At 60.5% G+C, this 17,843-nt stretch carries 15 protein-coding genes; 2 read left to right on the top strand and 13 right to left on the bottom strand.

Annotated features, from left to right (window positions below):
* Positions 1 to 147: 147 nt before the first annotated feature.
* On the top strand, positions 148 to 1,068 hold the full coding sequence (locus tag Q0894_RS02815) for a LysR family transcriptional regulator (protein ID WP_299231296.1): 921 nt from the start codon (positions 148 to 150) through the stop codon (positions 1,066 to 1,068).
* A 169-nt stretch (positions 1,069 to 1,237) separates the two neighbouring features.
* Complete coding sequence (locus Q0894_RS02810; protein WP_299231294.1) at positions 1,238 to 2,599, top strand: VOC family protein; 1,362 nt, start codon at positions 1,238 to 1,240, stop codon at positions 2,597 to 2,599.
* A 34-nt stretch (positions 2,600 to 2,633) separates the two neighbouring features.
* On the opposite strand, the gene Q0894_RS02805 is transcribed toward Q0894_RS02810, so the two are convergent.
* The 13 genes from Q0894_RS02805 to Q0894_RS02745 all read right to left on the bottom strand — a co-directional run bounded on the left by Q0894_RS02805 (position 2,634) and on the right by Q0894_RS02745 (position 17,505).
* A complete protein-coding gene (locus Q0894_RS02805; protein WP_299231292.1) occupies positions 2,634 to 4,013 on the bottom strand; it encodes an L-serine ammonia-lyase in 1,380 nt (459 codons plus the stop codon).
* A gap of 144 nt (positions 4,014 to 4,157) precedes the next feature.
* On the bottom strand, positions 4,158 to 5,024 hold the full coding sequence (purU, locus tag Q0894_RS02800; protein WP_299231290.1) for a formyltetrahydrofolate deformylase: 867 nt from the start codon (positions 5,022 to 5,024) through the stop codon (positions 4,158 to 4,160).
* 133 nt (positions 5,025 to 5,157) lie between these two features.
* A complete protein-coding gene (locus tag Q0894_RS02795) occupies positions 5,158 to 5,502 on the bottom strand; it encodes a cupin domain-containing protein (RefSeq protein ID WP_132041705.1) in 345 nt (114 codons plus the stop codon).
* 165 nt (positions 5,503 to 5,667) lie between these two features.
* A complete protein-coding gene (gene soxG, locus Q0894_RS02790; protein ID WP_299231286.1) occupies positions 5,668 to 6,318 on the bottom strand; it encodes a sarcosine oxidase subunit gamma family protein in 651 nt (216 codons plus the stop codon).
* Entirely contained in the window at positions 6,311 to 9,358 is a 3,048-nt protein-coding gene (locus Q0894_RS02785) for a sarcosine oxidase subunit alpha family protein (RefSeq protein WP_299231283.1), read from the bottom strand. The genes soxG and Q0894_RS02785 overlap by 8 nt, the downstream gene beginning before the upstream one ends.
* Positions 9,355 to 9,729 (bottom strand): sarcosine oxidase subunit delta, encoded by a 375-nt coding sequence (locus Q0894_RS02780; protein WP_299231280.1) that lies wholly within the window; start codon positions 9,727 to 9,729, stop codon positions 9,355 to 9,357. Before Q0894_RS02780 ends, Q0894_RS02785 begins: the two co-directional genes overlap by 4 nt.
* Positions 9,730 to 9,740: 11 nt before the next feature.
* Positions 9,741 to 10,991 (bottom strand): sarcosine oxidase subunit beta family protein, encoded by a 1,251-nt coding sequence (locus tag Q0894_RS02775; RefSeq protein WP_299231279.1) that lies wholly within the window; start codon positions 10,989 to 10,991, stop codon positions 9,741 to 9,743.
* 38 nt (positions 10,992 to 11,029) lie between these two features.
* A complete protein-coding gene (gene glyA / locus Q0894_RS02770; RefSeq protein WP_299231278.1) occupies positions 11,030 to 12,349 on the bottom strand; it encodes a serine hydroxymethyltransferase in 1,320 nt (439 codons plus the stop codon).
* Between the two features lie 286 nt (positions 12,350 to 12,635).
* The gene (locus Q0894_RS02765; protein WP_299231277.1) at positions 12,636 to 13,673 is read right to left on the bottom strand and encodes a GlxA family transcriptional regulator; all 1,038 of its coding nucleotides are present in this window, start codon (positions 13,671 to 13,673) and stop codon (positions 12,636 to 12,638) included.
* A 186-nt stretch (positions 13,674 to 13,859) separates the two neighbouring features.
* A complete protein-coding gene (locus tag Q0894_RS02760) occupies positions 13,860 to 13,991 on the bottom strand; it encodes a hypothetical protein (RefSeq protein WP_299231275.1) in 132 nt (43 codons plus the stop codon).
* A 150-nt stretch (positions 13,992 to 14,141) separates the two neighbouring features.
* Complete coding sequence (eutH, locus tag Q0894_RS02755) at positions 14,142 to 15,386, bottom strand: ethanolamine utilization protein EutH (protein WP_299231273.1); 1,245 nt, start codon at positions 15,384 to 15,386, stop codon at positions 14,142 to 14,144.
* A 65-nt stretch (positions 15,387 to 15,451) separates the two neighbouring features.
* A complete protein-coding gene (locus tag Q0894_RS02750; protein ID WP_299231271.1) occupies positions 15,452 to 16,702 on the bottom strand; it encodes a D-arabinono-1,4-lactone oxidase in 1,251 nt (416 codons plus the stop codon).
* A 38-nt stretch (positions 16,703 to 16,740) separates the two neighbouring features.
* Positions 16,741 to 17,505: an SDR family oxidoreductase gene (locus tag Q0894_RS02745; protein ID WP_299231269.1), complete on the bottom strand. Its 765-nt coding sequence runs from the start codon at positions 17,503 to 17,505 to the stop codon at positions 16,741 to 16,743.
* Positions 17,506 to 17,843 lie beyond the last annotated feature (338 nt).

Below are 17,843 nucleotides of genomic sequence, written 5' to 3'. Positions count from 1 at the left end.
TACCACCCTCAAGCTAGCCCCTGGCTTGCATCAATTAAATTACAAGTTGTTTAATCTCATGCAAGCAATCACTTACCTAATTAGGCGCCGAGATATTCGGCACTCGACATCCACGTCAACAAGACAAACAAGAGGAGACGAGACACCATGACACGGCGCAGGAGTACGCCCATGGGGCAGCCCGGTGACGCCGACCTGCGTCTGCTGCGAATCTACCGCAAGGTAGTGGAGTGCGGGGGATTTTCCGCCGCCGAGGTGGCTCTCGGCATCAGCCGCGCCGCCATCAGCATGGCCATGCACGACCTGGAGACGCGGCTAGGCCTGCGCCTCTGCCAACGCGGACGCAGCGGCTTCGCCCTGACCGACGAGGGAGCCGAGGTCTACGAGTCGACCCTGCAGCTGCTCGCCGCCGTGGAGGGGTTTCGCACCCGGGTCAACGGCCTGCATGCCCAGCTGAAGGGAGAGCTCAACATCGGCATCACCGACAACCTGGTGACGATGCCCGAGATGCATATCACCGATGCGCTCAGCGCGCTCAAGGAGCGCGGCCCCGAGGTGCGCATCAACATCCGCATGATTCCCCCCAGCGATATCGAGATGGCGGTGCTCGATGGGAGACTCCACACTGGGGTGATTCCCGACCTCAAGGTGCTACCGGGGCTGCATTACCTCTCGCTCTACGCCGAGGAGTCGCGCCTCTACTGTTCCAATGAGCATGCGCTGTTCGAAGTGGAAAACATCGACGAGGGGGCTCTGGCCAACCACGATGCCGTGGTTCCCGCCTACGCCCAGACCCCCGAGATCAAGGAAGTTCATGAGCCACTGAGGGAGGCAGCCTCGGCCAGCGACCGCGAAGGCATCGCCTTCCTGATCCTCTCCGGCCGCTTTATCGGCTACCTGCCGACACACTACGCCGAAGGCTGGGTCCGCGAGGGGCGCATGCGCGCCCTGTGCACCGAGAGATGGCGTTACTGCACCCACTACAGCGCCATTACGCGCAAGGGCGCACCGCCCAACCTCGTGCTGGAGAGCTATCTCGAGGAGCTGACTCGTCTAGTGCAGACATAAGCGGAGGGCGATGCGCTGCACTCGCGAGCAGGGTTAATGGGGTGGCGTAGATGAGCACAGGGTCCGAGCCTTCAAAGCCCCCCGCTCCAGTGCAAGAATGGATAGTTTCACCCTACCGCACCTCGAACATGCCCCACTCCCCTGACCCACAACCCGAGATACAGACTCCATGATCCAAGCATCCCTGATTTCCCCCGATGAGATCCGTCACCGTTTCGCCGCCGCCATGTCGGCCATGTACCAGAGCGAGGTGCCGCAGTACACCACCCTGCTGGAGCTGGTGGAGCAGGTGAACCGCGAGACGCTGGAGGCGAACCCGGCGCTGGCCGAACGACTGACCGAGGCCGATGAGCTGGCACGGCTCGATGTCGAGCGTCACGGCGCCATCCGTGTCGGCACCGCCGAGGAGCTTGGCATGCTGCGCCGCCTGTTCGCGGTGATGGGCATGCACCCGGTGGGCTACTATGACCTTTCCGAGGCCGGGGTGCCGGTGCACTCCACCGCCTTTCGCCCCGTCGACGACGCAGCCCTGGCACGCAACCCGTTTCGCATCTTCACCTCGCTGCTGCGCCTGGAGCTGATCGAGAGTCAGGAGCTGCGCGAGCGAGCGGCGGCCATCCTGGCCGAACGCGACATCTTCACCCCCGGCGCACGGGAGCTGATCGCACTGCATGAACAGCAGGGTGGACTCGACGACGACCAGGCCGAGCGCTTCGTGGCCGAGGCGTTGGAGACCTTCCGCTGGCACCGCGATGCTACCGTGGACCTGGACACCTACGAAGCTCTGCACGCCGAGCATCGACTGATCGCCGACGTGGTCTGCTTCCGCGGGCCGCATATCAACCATCTGACGCCGCGCACCCTGGATATCGACGAAGTCCAGCGGCGCATGCCGGCGGCCGGCATGAATCCCAAGGCCGTGATCGAGGGCCCGCCGCGCCGCGACTGCCCGACCCTGTTGCGCCAGACCAGCTTCAAGGCGCTGGAGGAGCCGACCCGCTTCCAGGGCGAGCGTCAGGGTACCCATACCGCCCGTTTCGGCGAGATCGAACAGCGCGGAGTGGCCCTGACCGCCAAGGGACGCGAGCTCTACGACCGTCTGCTGACGGCGTCTCGTGAGCGGACCCAGGGCCTCGACAATGCGGCGCATCAGCAGGTTCTGGCCGAGGTCTTCGCCGACTTCCCCGACAGCGAGAGCGCGCTGCGCCGCCAGGGGCTGGCGTTCTTCGAATACCGCCTGACCGACGCCGGCCGTACCGCGGGCAAGGTTGCCGAACCGGACCTCGAGACGCTGATCAAACGCGGACTGGTCAGCGCAAGGCCGATCACCTACGAGGACTTCCTGCCAGTCAGCGCGGCGGGCATTTTCCAGTCCAACCTGGGCGGCGGGGATAACGGTGCCTACGCCGGCAACGCCAACCGCGCGGCCTTCGAGGCGGCACTGGGCGCCCCGGTGGCCGACGAGCTGGCGCTATACGCCGAGCGGGAACGTGCCAGTCACGACGCCGTGCTGCAGGCGCTGGCCTACTGAGCCAGGCCCGCCGGCAGCACGACGGTGCCAAGGATCAGCACTCGATGGCGTTGAGGGCGAGTCCGCCCTTCGAGGTCTCCTTGTACTTGGACTGCATGTCCGCACCGGTATCGCGCATGGTGCGGATCACCTTGTCCAGCGAGATGAAGTGCTCGCCATCGCCGCGCAGCGCCATCTGGGCGGCGTTGATCGCCTTCACCGAGGCGATGGCGTTGCGCTCGATGCAGGGCACCTGTACCAGGCCCCCCACCGGGTCGCAGGTCAGTCCCAGGTTGTGCTCCAGGCCGATCTCCGCGGCGTTCTCCACCTGGTCGATGCTGCCGCCCATCACTTCGGTGAGGCCGGCGGCAGCCATGGCGCAGGCCGAGCCCACCTCACCCTGGCAGCCCACCTCGGCCCCCGAGATCGAGGCATTCTTCTTGCACAGGATGCCTACGGCGGCGGCAACGAGCAGGAAGTCGACCACGTCGCGCTCGCAGGCGCCCTTGCGGAACTGCATGTAGTAATGGAGCACCGCCGGGATAATCCCCGCCGCACCGTTGGTGGGTGCGGTAACCATGCGGCCACCGGCGGCGTTCTCCTCGTTGACCGCCAGCGCATAGAGGTTGACCCAGTCCATGGCGGACATGGTAGTGGCGATCAGCGAGTCGTCGTCGCGGTCGTCGAGCAGCCGCTGATGCAATGAGCGGGCCCGCCGACGGACATTGAGCCCGCCAGGCAGCACGCCTTCGGCCTCCAGCCCCTTGCCCACGCAGTCCTTCATGGCCTCCCAGATCTCGCACAGCCCGGCGCGAATCTCCTTTTCATTGCGCCACGCCTTCTCGTTTTCCAACATCAGCTCGCTGATGCGCAGGCCGCTGTCGCGACACATCTGCAGCATCTCCTCGGCATTCTGGAAGTCGTAGGGGATCTCGGTGTGGTCGGTATCCAGCACCCCCTCGGCAGACTGGGCCTCATCGATGACGAAGCCCCCGCCCACCGAGTAGTAGGTATTGCGGTAGAGCTCGCCCTCGTCGCCATAGGCGAGCAGCCGCATGGCGTTGGGATGCTGGGGTAGACTCTCCTCGAGCAACCGCATGTCGCGCTGCCAGTCGAAGGCGACAGCGTGGCGGCTGGCCAGCTGCAGGGTACCCGACGACTTCAGGGCCTCGATTCGCGGGGCGATGACATCCGGGTCGATCTGGTCAGGCCGCTCGCCCATCAGGCCCATGATCACCGCATGGTCGGTGCCATGGCCAATGCCGGTGGCGGAGAGCGAACCATAGAGCTCGACCTCGAGGCGGCGGGTATGCTCAACCAGTTCCCTGGCCTCGAGTTCGGCGACAAAGTTGCAGGCGGCCTGCATCGGGCCCACGGTGTGCGAGCTGGATGGCCCGACACCGACCTTGAAAAGATCGAAGACACTGATTGGCATGGCTGTTGTCCTTGCAGAATAATCGTTGTACGTCAGGGCTTATCGCCTCGAAGCAGCAGCGTGCGTGGCGGTTCCACGTCGTGCTGCCCCCGGCGCCCTTGCTATGAAGGCCTGCAGTGAACTGACTGGTGACTGGCGATGTCGTTAACGGTCGAAGACCACGGTGCGCCTGGCGTGCAGGAAGACACGGCGCTCCACATGCAGGGCCACGGCGCGTGCCAAGGTGAGGCATTCGACGTCGCGCCCCTTGGCCACCAGGTCCTCGGGGTAATCGGTGTGACTCACCGATTCGACCCCCTGGGTGATGATTGGCCCCTCATCGAGGTCATCGTTGATGTAGTGGGCGGTGGCGCCGACCAGCTTGACGCCCTTTTCATAGGCCTGGTGGTAGGGCCTGGCCCCCTTGAAGCCCGGCAGCAGCGAGTGATGGATATTGATGGCGCGGCCGCTGAGCTTCTCGCACAGGTCGCTCGAGAGCACCTGCATGTAGCGGGCCAGGATCACCAGTTCCGCCCCTTTCTCCTCGACCACCTGCCACACCTGGGCCTCCTGTTCGGGCTTGGTATCCGGCGTGATCGGGAAATGGTGGTAAGGAATGCCGTGCCACTCCGCCAGATTGGCCAGATCCGGGTGGTTGGAGACGATGGCGCGAATATCGATGGGCAACTGGCCGATACGATAGCGATAGAGCAGATCGTTCAGGCAGTGATCGGCCTTGGAGACCATGATCACTACCGGCATCCGACGGTCTGGCGGTGTCAGTTCGAACGTCATGCCAAACTCGGCGGCACGCTCGGCAAAGCCGGTCTCGAAGCTTGCGGCCTCAAACCCTTCTGCCTCCGGCCTGAACTCCGTGCGGATAAAGAAGCGTCCGCTCAGCCGATCATCGAAGGAGTGCTGTTCGGTAATGTAACAAGCATTCTCCTTGAGAAAGCGTGTGACCACATCCACGGTACCCAACCGACTCGGGCACTGCGCGGTCATGATCCAGTTATCTGAATGACGCCCCATGAGCCTGACTCCTGTGATGGCGAAAAGCCGGGAGGGGGAAACATCCCGCCCCCGGCCTAACCCTGACGAGTGGTACAGCGGCTGGCATCAACCGCCAATACACCGCCATATCAACTCAATGCGAAAGATTGATTCAGGCAAAAACAAAATACTTGCGTACCGTTTCAACCACTTCCCAGGTGCCTTTGAACCCCGGCTCGACGATAAAGATATCACCCGCCTTCAGGTGAATCGGCTCGCCATTTTCCGGGGTAAGGATGCAGTACCCTTCACGAAAGTCACAGTATTCCCACTTGTCGTAGTTCACTGCCCATCTTCCCGGGGTACAGATCCAGGTGCCCATGGTCTTGGTCCCGTCCTCCGACGCGTAGGCGTTGAGGTTGACGGTATGAGGATCGCCAGAGAGCTTTTCCCAGGAGCTGGCGTCCAGCAGCACGTCCGGCTGTGCGTCACGCAGTACCTTGATCTTGTCGGTCATTATTCTTCCTTTAAGCGATATTGTTGATCTTGTTGCACATCATGGAGACATGCCCCTATGCCGCTCCTCGGCTCGTGATGCAGCATGCTTGAACAACAGGCATCCCTGCAGAACAAGCCTCCTTGCGGAACAAGCAGAGAAGCGGCCTTGCTCACCGCCCGGCTCCTAACGCTGCACACCAATGCCATACTCGGCGCCGGCGTCCAGGATCCAGCGATAGAGGTAGTCGGCGAAGCTTCTGCGCAGCACCAGCTCATAGCGCTCCTCGCTGGGACGGCGCAGGATAAGGCTGGACTTGCCGAACACCACACTGACCGCCTTGCCCACCGGGAAGTTGCTCGGGTGGACATCGTAGCTGGTCGACTTCATCAGCAGCTCGCGGGCCTTTTCCCCCTCCAGGGAGACCAGAGTCTGACCCCCACTGACATCGACGATGGCATAGTGAGCATCGCCCAGGGCGTCGCGCAGCCGCTGCTCGACATCGAGCTCCTCGCCACCGGGCACGATCACCAGCCACTCATCCGGCGACAGCCACTGAACGCTGCGCTCTCCGGTTTCGTCCAACGCCAGCCCCAGGGGCTGGCCGGGCAGGCTGATGCCCAGCACCTTGCGCACGGCTTCATCGAGAACGATGGCCCCGCCGCGCAGGATCAGGTGGCCCAGGAAGGCCTGCTCCTTGAACAGCACTCGGCTGTCGGATGTCGCGGCCGGCACACTGCCCGTGTTGTACGCCACGGACAGCGGTGACTCCTTGGGAATCGAGGCGTCCGGATGGGTGTTGAAGGTCGCAACCCTGCCGTAAGTGATATCAGACATGCTGACGCTCTCCCTTGGGATCGATGAATACGGGGCTGACGACTTCGACCTCATGGGCCTGACCGTCCGGCATCGGCACATAGAGCTTCTCGCCCATGCGGTCCCGACCGCCCTTGATCACTGCCAGAGCAAAACCGCTCTCCAGGTTCGGGCTGTAATAGCTCGAGGTCACATGACCCAGCATATCCATGGGAATGGGCTGGTCCTTGTCGACGACGATATGGGCGCCCTCTTCCAGCACCACCTTCGGGTCAACGGGCTTGAGCCCCACGAACTGCTTGCGGTCCTTGCGCGCCGTATCCGGACGCGTCAGGGCGCGCTTGCCGATCCAGGAGAAGGGCTTGTCATAGCCGATCGCCCAGAACATGCCCAGATCCTCGGGGGTCACCGAGCCATCGGTATCCTGACCGGCGATGATCAACCCCTTCTCGGCACGCAGCACGTGCATGGTCTCGGTGCCGTAGGGCGTCAGGTCATACTTCTTGCCGTGCTCGAACAGGGTCTTCCAGACATGCATTGCGTAGTTGGCCTGCACGTTGATCTCGTAGGCCAGCTCCCCGGTGAAGGAGATACGGAACACCCGCGCCGGGACATCGGCCACCTTGCCGTTGCGCCAGTCCATAAACTTGAAACTTTCCTTGTCCAAATCTATGTCGGTCACTTCGGACAGCAGCTTGCGCGCATCCGGGCCGGTCACGGTCATGGTCGCCCAGTGATCGGTGACCGAGGTGAAATACACTTGCAGCTCCGGCCACTCGGTCTGGTGCCACAGCTCCAGCCACTCCATCACGCCAGCGGCACCGCCGGTGGTGGTGGTCATCAGGAAGTGGTTCTCACCCAGGCAGCTGGTGGTACCGTCGTCCATCAGCATGCCGTCGTCCTTGCACATCAGGCCGTAGCGCACCCGGCCAGGCGCCAGCTTGGCCCACTTGTTGGTGTAGACGCGACCGAGGAATTCCCGAGCATCCGGCCCCTGGATATCGATCTTGCCCAGGGTGGTAGCATCGAGGATGCCGACGCCGGTACGCACCGCCAGGCTCTCGCGTGCCACGGCTTCATCCATGGTCTCGAGCTTGCCGTTGACCTTGCGTGGGAAGTACCAGGGGCGCTTCCACTGGCCGACGTCCTCGAACTCGGCACCATTTTCCACATGCCACTGATGCAGGGCGGTGTAGCGCTCAGGATCGAACAGTTCACGGCAGTGACGTCCGACGATGGCGCCGAAGGTGACCGGCGTGTAGTTGGGCCGGAACACCGTGGTGCCCACCTCGGGAATCGACCTGCCGAGACAGCGCGCGGCGATGGCCATGCCGTTGATGTTGCCCAGTTTGCCCTGGTCGGTGCCGAAGCCCATGGCGGTGTAGCGCTTGACGTGCTCGATGGACTCGAAGCCCTCGCGGGTGGCCAGCTCGATGGCCGCCGCGGTGACGTCGTTCTGCATGTCAACGAACTGCTTGGGCGCACGCAGGGTCGGCTTCTCGTGGGGCACCTGATAGAGAGCACAGGCCTCGCCTTCGCGAATGGTCTCGGCTCGGGGCGGCTCGATGGCGCTGGCAGACTTGCCCAGCGCGGCAAGCGCCTCAGTCGCCTTGGCCGCACCATCGGCCAGGCCCTCGGCCAGGTCATGTACGCCGCGAGCGCTGCCGGCGGCGTGCACCCCTTTCACCAGGCTGGGCACGAAACCGAGGATCTCTTCGTCCCAGGTGGGCCGCGCACCGGTATGAGAGGCCAGGTGGATCACCGGGCTGTAGCCGCCGGAGCTGGCGATGGTGTCGCACTCCAGGAGTTCGGCCTGACCGGTGACCTTGAAGGCCGCGGCATCGATGGTCGCCACACGGGCGCCGCTGACGCGCTTGTCGCCCTTGGCCTCGAGCACCGCCGAGCCTTCGATGATGCGGATGCCACGGGCCCGAGCCTGCTCGACCAGTTCACCATCCGGATGACGGCGCGCATCGACGATGGCCACCACGTCACGACCGGCTTCATCCCAGTCCAGGGCGGCACGATAGGCATGATCGTTGCTGACGGAGAGCACCAGCTTGTTACCCGGTACCACACCGTAGCGGCGGATATAGGTGGAGACCGCACCGGCCACCAGGTTGCCCGGCACATCATTGTTGCCATAGACCAGCGGGCGCTCATGGGCTCCCGTGGCCAGCAGCACCTGCCCCGCCCGCACTCGATGCATGCGTGAGCGCGTGAGCCGGTAACCGTCGACCGTCGGCGCGGCCTCACCGAGATGCTCGGTGCGCCGCTCGTGCAGGGTCACGAAATTATGGTCATGGTAGCCGTTGGCCGTGGTGCGCGGCAGCAGGGTGACATTGTCGTTCTCGGCCAGCTCGCTGATCACCTGTTCGGCCCACTGGGCGGCCGGCTGATCGTCGAGCAGCTCACGGCTGGCAAGCAGCGAGCCACCCATCTCCTCCTGCTCATCGCAGAGGATCACTCGAGCGCCGGCACGAGCGGCGGTAAGCGCGGCGGCCAGACCCGCGGGGCCGGCACCGACCACCAGCAGTTCGCAATGCTGGTTGAGGTGGTCGTAGCTATCGGGGTCGTTCTCCATCGGGCTGCGACCCAGACCCGCTCCCTTGCGGATGTATTTCTCATAGGTCATCCACATGGAGGCCGGCGCCATGAAGGTCTTGTAGTAGAAGCCCGGCGGCATGAAGCGCCCGCCCAGCTTGCCGACCAGGCTCATGACATCACGCTGCACGTTGGGCCAGCCGTTGGTGCTCTGTGCCGTGAGGCCCTCGAACAGCGCTTGCTGGGTGGCACGCACGTTGGGCACCTGGGCCGCCTCGGTGCTGCCCAGCTGGACCAGCGCATTGGGCTCCTCAGCGCCGGCGGCGACGATGCCGCGCGGACGGGAATACTTGAAGCTGCGGTTGACGAGATCCACCCCATTGGCCAGCAGTGCCGAGGCCAGGGTGTCACCGGCATGGCCCTGATAGCGCTTGCCGTTGAAGGTGAAACTCAGGGTGCGGGCGCGGTCGATGCGTCCACCCTGGCGAAGACGATTCGGCTGATTCGACTGACTCATGCCTTGACTCCTTCCTGACCTGCGACCATTCCCGCCTCGGCGGCAACCTTTTCGGCCGCCACTGTTTCGGCGGACTTGCCCTCGGGATGCTCGGCGCTGAAGCGAGGCTGCTCACCCATTCGATAGGTCTCGAGGATCTCGTAGCTCGCCGAATTACGTGTGATGTTGAAGAACTTGCGGCAGCCGATCGCGTGCACCCACAACTCATGGTGGATGCCGCGCGGGTTGTCACGGAAGAACAGGTAAGCACCCCACTGATCATCGCTGCAGGACTCGGGGTCCTCGGGACGGGCGATATGCGCCTGGCCCTTGGGGGCGAACTCCTCTTCATCGCGGTATTCGTCGCAATAAGGGCAATGGATATAGAACATCGTATTTCTCCTTAGTGCGCGACGCCGGCGGCGCCATGTTCATCGATCAGGGCACCGGTGTTGAAGCGGTCGATCGAGAACGGCGCAGCGATGGGATGCATCTCGCCCTTGGCGAGGCTCGCCGCAAAGACATGACCGGAACCCGGAGTGGCCTTGAAGCCGCCGGTGCCCCAGCCGCAGTTGAAGAACAGCCCCTTGACCTTGGTCTTGGAGAGGATCGGACAGGCATCCGCACAGGTGTCGACGATGCCGCCCCACTGACGATTCATGCGCACCCGCGAGAAGATCGGGAACATCTCGACGATGGCCTGCAGGGTGTGCTCCACGGTGGTGTAACTGCCGCGCTGGCCGTAGCCAAGGTAGCCGTTGATACCGGCGCCGATGACCAGGTCACCCTTGTCGGACTGGCTGATATAGCCATGTACATGATTGGACATCACCACGGTGTCGAGCACCGGCTTGAGCGGCTCGGAGACCAGCGCCTGCAGCGGATGCGATTCCAGCGGCAGTGTGAGGCCGGCCATCTTGGCCACTACGCCGGAGTTGCCCGCCGTGACGCAGCCGATGGTCTTGGATTCGATATCGCCGCGATTGGTGTGCACGCCATACACCTGACCATCGCGAATCTTGAACCCCGTGACCTCGGTGTTCTGCAGGATATCCACCCCCAGGGCATCCGCCGCCCGGGCGTAGCCCCAGGCCACCGCATCGTGGCGAGCGACGCCGGCGCTCTTCTGCCAGGAGGCGCCGAGGATCGGATAGCGGGCGCGCTTGGAGGTGTCGATGACCGGCACGATCTCCTTGATCTGGTCGGGGTAGATCACCTCACTGTCGACGCCGTTCAGCCGGTTGGCATGCACCCGGCGCTGGATATCGCGCATGTCCTGCAGGGTGTGTCCCAGGTTCATCACCCCACGCTGGGAGAACATCACGTTGTAGTTGAGGTCCTGGGACAGCCCCTTCCACAGATCCAGCGAGTGGTCATAGAGACGTGCCGCCTCGTCCCACAGATAGTTGGAGCGAACGATGGTGGTATTACGCGCGGTATTGCCACCCCCCAGCCAGCCCTTCTCCAGCACTGCCACGTTGGTGATGCCGTGGTTCTTGGCCAGGTAGTAGGCGGTGGCCAGGCCATGGCCGCCGCCACCGACGACGATGACGTCGTACTTTTTCTTGGGGGTCGGGTTGCGCCACTGGCGCTGCCAGTTCTCGTGGTGGCTGAGCGCGTGCTTGGCCAGCCCGAAGCCTGAATAGCGTTGCATGTCTCTCTCCTGAATCCGCTGCTGATTCGTTGAGGCGATCAGACCGCTGACGCGGCATCGGCCTGGGCGGGAGTCTGGTGATCCGTGGCGGCAGAGTCGCCATAGACCGGGTGGCGTCCACAGAGCTTGGCCACCTTATCGCGCACCTGCGCCTCCACGGACTCCGTAGACTCCTGGTCGGCCAGCACGTCGAGGATGTCGCAGATCCAGCCGGCCAGTTCGGCGCACTCGTTCTCGTCGAAGCCACGGCTGGTCACCGCCGGGGTGCCGATGCGCAGGCCGGAGGTAACGAAGGGGCTCTGGGGATCGTTGGGCACGGCGTTCTTGTTGACGGTGATGTGGGCACGGCCGAGTGCCGCATCGGCGTCCTTGCCGGTGACGCCCTGCTTGATCAGCGAGACCAGGAAGAGGTGGTCGTCGGTACCGCCGGAGACGACATCGTAGCCACGCTCCAGGAACACGCCGGCCATGGCACGGGCGTTGTCGATGACGCGCTGCTGGTACTGCACGAACTCCTGGCTCATGGCCTCCTTGAAGGCCACCGCCTTGGCGGCGATGACATGCATCAGCGGGCCGCCCTGCTGGCCCGGGAAGACCGCACCGTTGAGCTTCTTGTAGAGATCCGCATCGCCGGTGGCGGAGAGGATCAGGCCACCGCGCGGGCCGCGCAGGGTCTTGTGAGTGGTGGTGGTGACCACATGGGCGTGGGGAACCGGGCTCGGATAATGACCCGCGGCAATCAGGCCGGCCACGTGGGCCATGTCGACCATGAACCAGGCGCCCACCTCGTCGGCGATGGCGCGGAAGCGGCGCCAGTCGACGACACGCGCATAGGCGGAGAAGCCGGCGATGATCAGCTTGGGCTTGTGGCTGCGTGCCAGGCGCTCGACCTCCTCGTAGTCGATCTCGCCGGTCTCCGGATTCAGGCCATACTGCACGGCATGGTAATGCTTGCCCGAGAAGTTCGGCGCGGCGCCGTGGGTCAGGTGGCCACCGTGGGCCAGGCTCATGCCGAGGATGGTGTCGCCCGGCTTGACCATCGCCATGAACGCCGCGGCATTGGCCTGAGCGCCGGAGTGCGGCTGAACGTTGGCGTAGTCGGCACCGAACAGGTCACAGGCGCGGTCGATGGCCAGCTGCTCGACCACATCGACATGCTCGCAGCCGCCGTAGTAACGCTTGCCGGGATAGCCTTCGGCATACTTGTTGGTCAGCTGGGTGCCCTGGGCTTCCATTACCGCACGGCTGGCATAGTTTTCGGAGGCGATCAGTTCGACATGAGCCTCCTGGCGGGCCACCTCGTCGGCGATGGCGGCGGCGATCTGGGAGTCGAAATTGGCGAGACCTACCTGGTTCATGAGTGGCTCCTGTTGTTATCGATGTCGGGCAGGGTGTACCTCGAATCTATCGCCTACCCATCAGAAGGAAAAATTTGAAATCCTTATGCGTGGATAACCACCACGCTGCGCGTCTGGCATACCACTCGATTAAAGACGACCGCGACGGGGAGGGATTGAACAGATGCGACAGGATTCCTGTACGCCGAGGCAGGCTGGCCACCACTCGAGCAACGGGGAAACAGCAGGCTGCAGTGTGTTTACTGAAAGCGTGAGGGGGCGAAAAACCTGGAGGGTGGCCGAGGGCTCAAGGCACAGGCCGGCCGTCGATATGCAGAAAGAAGGGGTCGACCCGGTTACTACCCGGCTCACCGGCACGTTTGCGCATCTCCGACGGCGTCGCGTCGAAGGCCGTGCGGAAGTGGCGCGAGAAGTGGGCGGTATCGGCAAAGCCGCAGCGCTCGCCGATCTCGGTGATGCTCTTGCCGGTGTAGTGCAGCAGCCAGAGGCCGTAACGCAGACGCAGGTCCCGGGAGAACTTGAGCGGACTGACCCCAAGCGTATCGCGAAACCGCCGCTCCAGATTACGGCGCGAGGTGCCCACCCGCTCGGCCAGCGCCTCCATCGACAGCGCTTCCCCCAGGTGCTGCTCGAGCACCGCAATGGCGCGGCGAACCAGGCGATCCTCGATCTTGCCGAACACCACCGGCTGAGGCTGAGGGTGGGTACCGGCTCGCGCCTCATCGAGGAGCATGATATTCAGGCTCTTCATGGCCCAGGCCTTGCCCTGATGACGCTCGATCAGATAGGCCGCCAGGTCGGCTGCCGCCGCACCGCCGGCACAGGTGAGCCGGTCTCCGTCATCGATGAACAGTCGGTCGGCCACCGGCTCGATGGCCGGAAAGCGCTGGACCAGGTCACGATGGTGATACCAGCTGACGCAGCAGCGCCGCCCCTTCATGAGGCCGGCCTGGATCAGCGCAAACACCCCGGTACACAGCCCCACCAGTGGAACCCCGGCACCGGCCGCCTCACGCAGGTAGGCCAGGGCAGCACTATCCTGCCGGTCGCCCTCTGCCTGAACGCCCCCCACGACCACGATATAGTCGAACTCTCTCGGGTTGCTGAAAGGCTCACAGGGCGAAATGGCTGCACCGCTGCTGGAGAGCACCGCCTCGCTGTTGCTGGCCATGAAGGTCCAGCGACAGCGCAGCTGCCGGCTTCGGTCGCCCTCATCGGCGGCCAGGCGAAGGCAGTCGACGAAGGCGGCGAAGGGCATCAGGGTAAAGCGGTGCAGCAGAACGAAGCCGATGGTGAGGGGCTCGTCTGCCAGGTGTGTGCTCATTAGCTATGTCCAGGTCCGGGTGGTGAAACAAGCCGCCAGGATGATCAAGGCTCAGGCTCCACTCTACCCCGCCAGATCACGAGGCAACCATCCAGGCAGCCCTACCCGCATCCACATCACAAATACACCACAAACAGCGGCGCCCGCAGAGTCTGCGGGCGCCGCCATGGCTTGGGACAAGCAAGCTTAGATGCGAGCCGCCGAACCATTCAGCCGGGTACGGGGTGTCATCAGCGACACACCCACGTAGCAGATCGAGGAGACCACGCAGCCTGTCAGCGGCCCGATCAACCAGCCCACATCGGCGAACAGCATCATGTAGCCGCTGGTGCCGAAACCGGCCAGCAGGGCTGCATACCTCAGGTGCTGCGCTTATTGCTTAAATTCAGGTGAGCAAGTGCAACACTTGACCCATCCGGCCTAGCATTGCACTTGCTCATCGCAGTCACCCCAACCCCTAGCAAGGTGTCAAGCATCAGCCAATGGCTGTTTTCGACGACCTGCGGCGATCTCGTCGTCATCATCGCTTTTGCTCAACTCAATGGCCTTGGGAACAGAGAGCCACATCGCCAGGCAAAGGCCAATCCCCCCCCCCAAGAGCTTACCCAAGATCAAGGGTGCAATGATGGATGGCTGGAAGTTTGCAGAAAATGCTAGGTGATCACCAAAAGTGAAGGCTGCACATACCGCAAAGGAAATGGCAAGAACTTTATCCTTTGGCGGCATATACGAAATCAGCCTGAACATCGCTATGATATTAGCAGATGCCGCGAGAATTCCGGCAGCGCCCGCGGGTGAAATCCCGAACCTAGAACCAACTGCCTCCATTGGTCTGGCAAGAAACTTTGTCAAGAGATAAACCATCGGAAAAGCACCGCAAAGCATGATCCCAATATAACCAGCAATTTCTAACGCTCTGAACTGATCTTCACTATCAGCAATTATGGGATCAAACCCCCAACCACCCAGTACATTGCTGAATAACGATGTAAAGTACTCCACTATTGAAGCCACCAGCACCAAGGTAATGGCCGCATACATGATCCGACCGAACCATAGGAATCCGGAGATCATGGCGTTCGGGAAAAACTTCAAACCCACGGCCAAGGCAGTACATAGAATAATAATAGGAAGCGAGTTTTCAAGAATCACCGTAAAAGAAAGATTCAAATCTTTCGTGGCAGCTCCGCTTGCGACAATCTCAGGACGAACATCTACACCGAAGGCACCAATCAGTGTGGATGTAATGATCACCGCAAAAGGAATACTTAAGAGGCCTGCCATCATTCCTAGAGCCATGTATTTATGGTCTTTTTTCTCCAACATGGCCAGCCCAACTGGTATTGAAAAGATAATGGTGGCACCAGCCATGAACCCTACTACCATTGCCATTATCCACCCTTCAGCTGACTCAGCCAGAGACTTGGCCAGTTGATAGCCACCCATATCCGAGGCAATGACCGCTGTACCTGCCATTGCAGGATCAGCTCCTATATAACTAAACAACGGCCCAATGGCAATCACTATAAAGTGCGAAAGATACGGTATGGATGCCATAATCCCAGCGACAGGGATAAATATCGGTCCAATACTATGCAGGCCAGCAATAAATTCCTTACCCAAGCCCTCGTCAGGCTTATATATCGCAGCAACCCCTCCCAGAACTGCGCAAACCATTATTACATATATGACATAATCGCCGATATTCTCCATTTCCTTTCCTCTTTTTGTTATCTTTTAAAGAGAGAGAAAGGGGGGAGGCTGCCCCCCATTCCCAATCATTTCAAAAGCTGTGATAGATGTTCATTCAGGAAGTAGCCTTTCGGGTCCAGCTCACGACGCAGCTTCTTGAAATCATTTATCTTTGGATATATCTCTTCTACATCCTTCTGTGTTAAAAAGTGGAGTTTACCCCAGTGAGGACGAGCTCCGAACCCCCTCAAAATAGTGTGTACATCGCGCAGAAAATTCCAGTAATCTGTTCCTGGCTCACCGGAAACTGACACAGTGACACTATCTTGTTCGAAAAATGGGCTCAACCACGCATCGTCTCCAGAAGTAAACCGGTACTCAAGCGGGTAATAACATTCTGGATATTTTTCCAATATCAGCTTTCTGACCGCCTTGGCTGCATCTTTTCCGTGAGCCACTGGCACTGCGTACTCCAGCTCGTGAAAATTTGGCACATATTCAATTGGGTAAATATCCGAGCTATAAGCTATCTTCTCAAACTCTGCTGTCATAGGGGGGCGGTCTGTAATATCCATGACTTTCATCTCACAGACATCGGCCGTGCGCCCTGTTTTTGAAGTAGCAGAGGTATCAGGGAGGCAGTAACAATGTCGACTCTTCTCAGTCGGGCACCAGAAAAATCCAAAATGACGATGCTTTTCTGCTAATTCATCATGCATCTCCATACATGCATCAAAATCCTCTCTCCAGATGCGCTCATGAAGATTATAAGAATCCATAAGCTGCAGTGTCATCTCAGAAATAATCCCGAGGGTCCCAAGAGAGACTCGCGAAGCACGCAGCAGATCCGGCTTAGACTCATCAACCGTGAGGATATCTCCATTGGGCTGAACAATCTTCATTCCAACGATTGCTGATGCAAGGTTGGGTAACCTTGCGCCCGTACCATGCGTACCGGTCGAAAAAGCACCAGCCAAGGCTTGTGTATCGATATCACCTTGGTTGATCATGGAGAGGTTGTTCTCCTTCAGATGACGACCAAGCTCATTGATTGTGGTACCTGCAGCTACCGTTGCTCTTTTCTTTTCATGGTCAATGCTATTAATGCCCTTCATTTCAGAAAGGCTGAGCAGCAACCCACTGGTCGGCACAACAGACGTGAAGGAATGACCGGAACCCGAGCAGCGAACATTCATGTCCATTGACGTGGCCGTACTTACCATTTCGCACAGCTCTTCCTCACTTAACGGCAGTCCTTTCGCAGCAGCGACACAATCCTGGTTACCTACCCAATTCCGCCAGTGACCACCTTCCTGAAGAATGTTTTTGTTTTTCATCTTTTCACCTCGCATCAACTTTTTGCATTAGGTTGTCTCTACAGCGCCGTATAGCCATTGTCTGCGAAGAGGTGCGCACCATTCACGAAACTGGATTCATCACTTGCCAGGAATAGCGCGGCAGAAGCGACTTCTCGGGGCTCGCACAGACGACCTTGCATGTTTTTAATATCATCCTCAGATGCATCGACCCCGAAGCTTCTTAGAAGTTCAAGTTCTTTTCTGCCGTGAGCCGTGGCGATAAACCCAGGGCAGATTGCATTGCTTCGTATGTTGGAATCTCTGTACTCCACAGCAATCGCCCTAGCAAACATGTGACAAGCGCCTTTACTGGTACAATAAAGAACTTCCATGGGAGTTCCAACTACACCGGAAATAGAAGAAGTGCAGATAATACTCCCCCCGCCCGACTTTATCATACCAGGAAGAACCGCCTTCGTAACAAGGAACATGCTTTTTACATTGACTTCCATAAGTCTGTCCCAATCCTCCTCGGCTGTCTCCAAGAAGGGGCCTGCTGAAAGAGTCCCAGCATGGTTCATGAGAACAGTAATTGCTCCAAAGCGGTCTTCGATCTCCTTTACCGCCTTATTGACTTGAGACGAGTCAGAAACATCAGCCGGAGAAAACATGGCTTCGCCGCCATTATCAATTATTCGACGAGCTTCTTCATGCCCGGAACTGGAAGGAAGATCAATAATTCCTACCTTCGCGCCCTCACTCGCAAAAAGCTCTGCAGCAGCCAACCCGCAGCCACCTGCTCCACCTGTGACAATGGCCACTTTATTCTTCAACCTATCCATAATTCCTCTTTGTCTTATATTGATGAGATTGATGGATTTGTGTTTTTTTTATTGTTGCCATTTAAAGTTAGTACACGCCTTTCAGGGTCGTCTGTATGCTGAAGGGTATATCTTTGAGTGGGCTTGAAACTCTGCTGGAAGGCTCAAGGCGTACCCAGTGGGCATGCTTGAATCGCCCCGGGTCTTCTAGACACCCGTCAGGCTCTGGATATAACGCCGTTCGTACTCGACGGGTGACAGGCCATCGCTCGTGCCGTGACGTGAACCGTACCGGGATTCCCGGAGGCTCCAAACCTTGAGAGGATGGAGCCATGAACACTTCCAAGCGATATGCACCT

Source organism: uncultured Halomonas sp. (genome assembly GCF_947501415.1).
Taxonomy (GTDB): domain Bacteria; phylum Pseudomonadota; class Gammaproteobacteria; order Pseudomonadales; family Halomonadaceae; genus Halomonas.
Note: the sequence above shows the minus strand (reverse complement) of the source record. Positions and strands in the feature narration are given on the sequence as shown.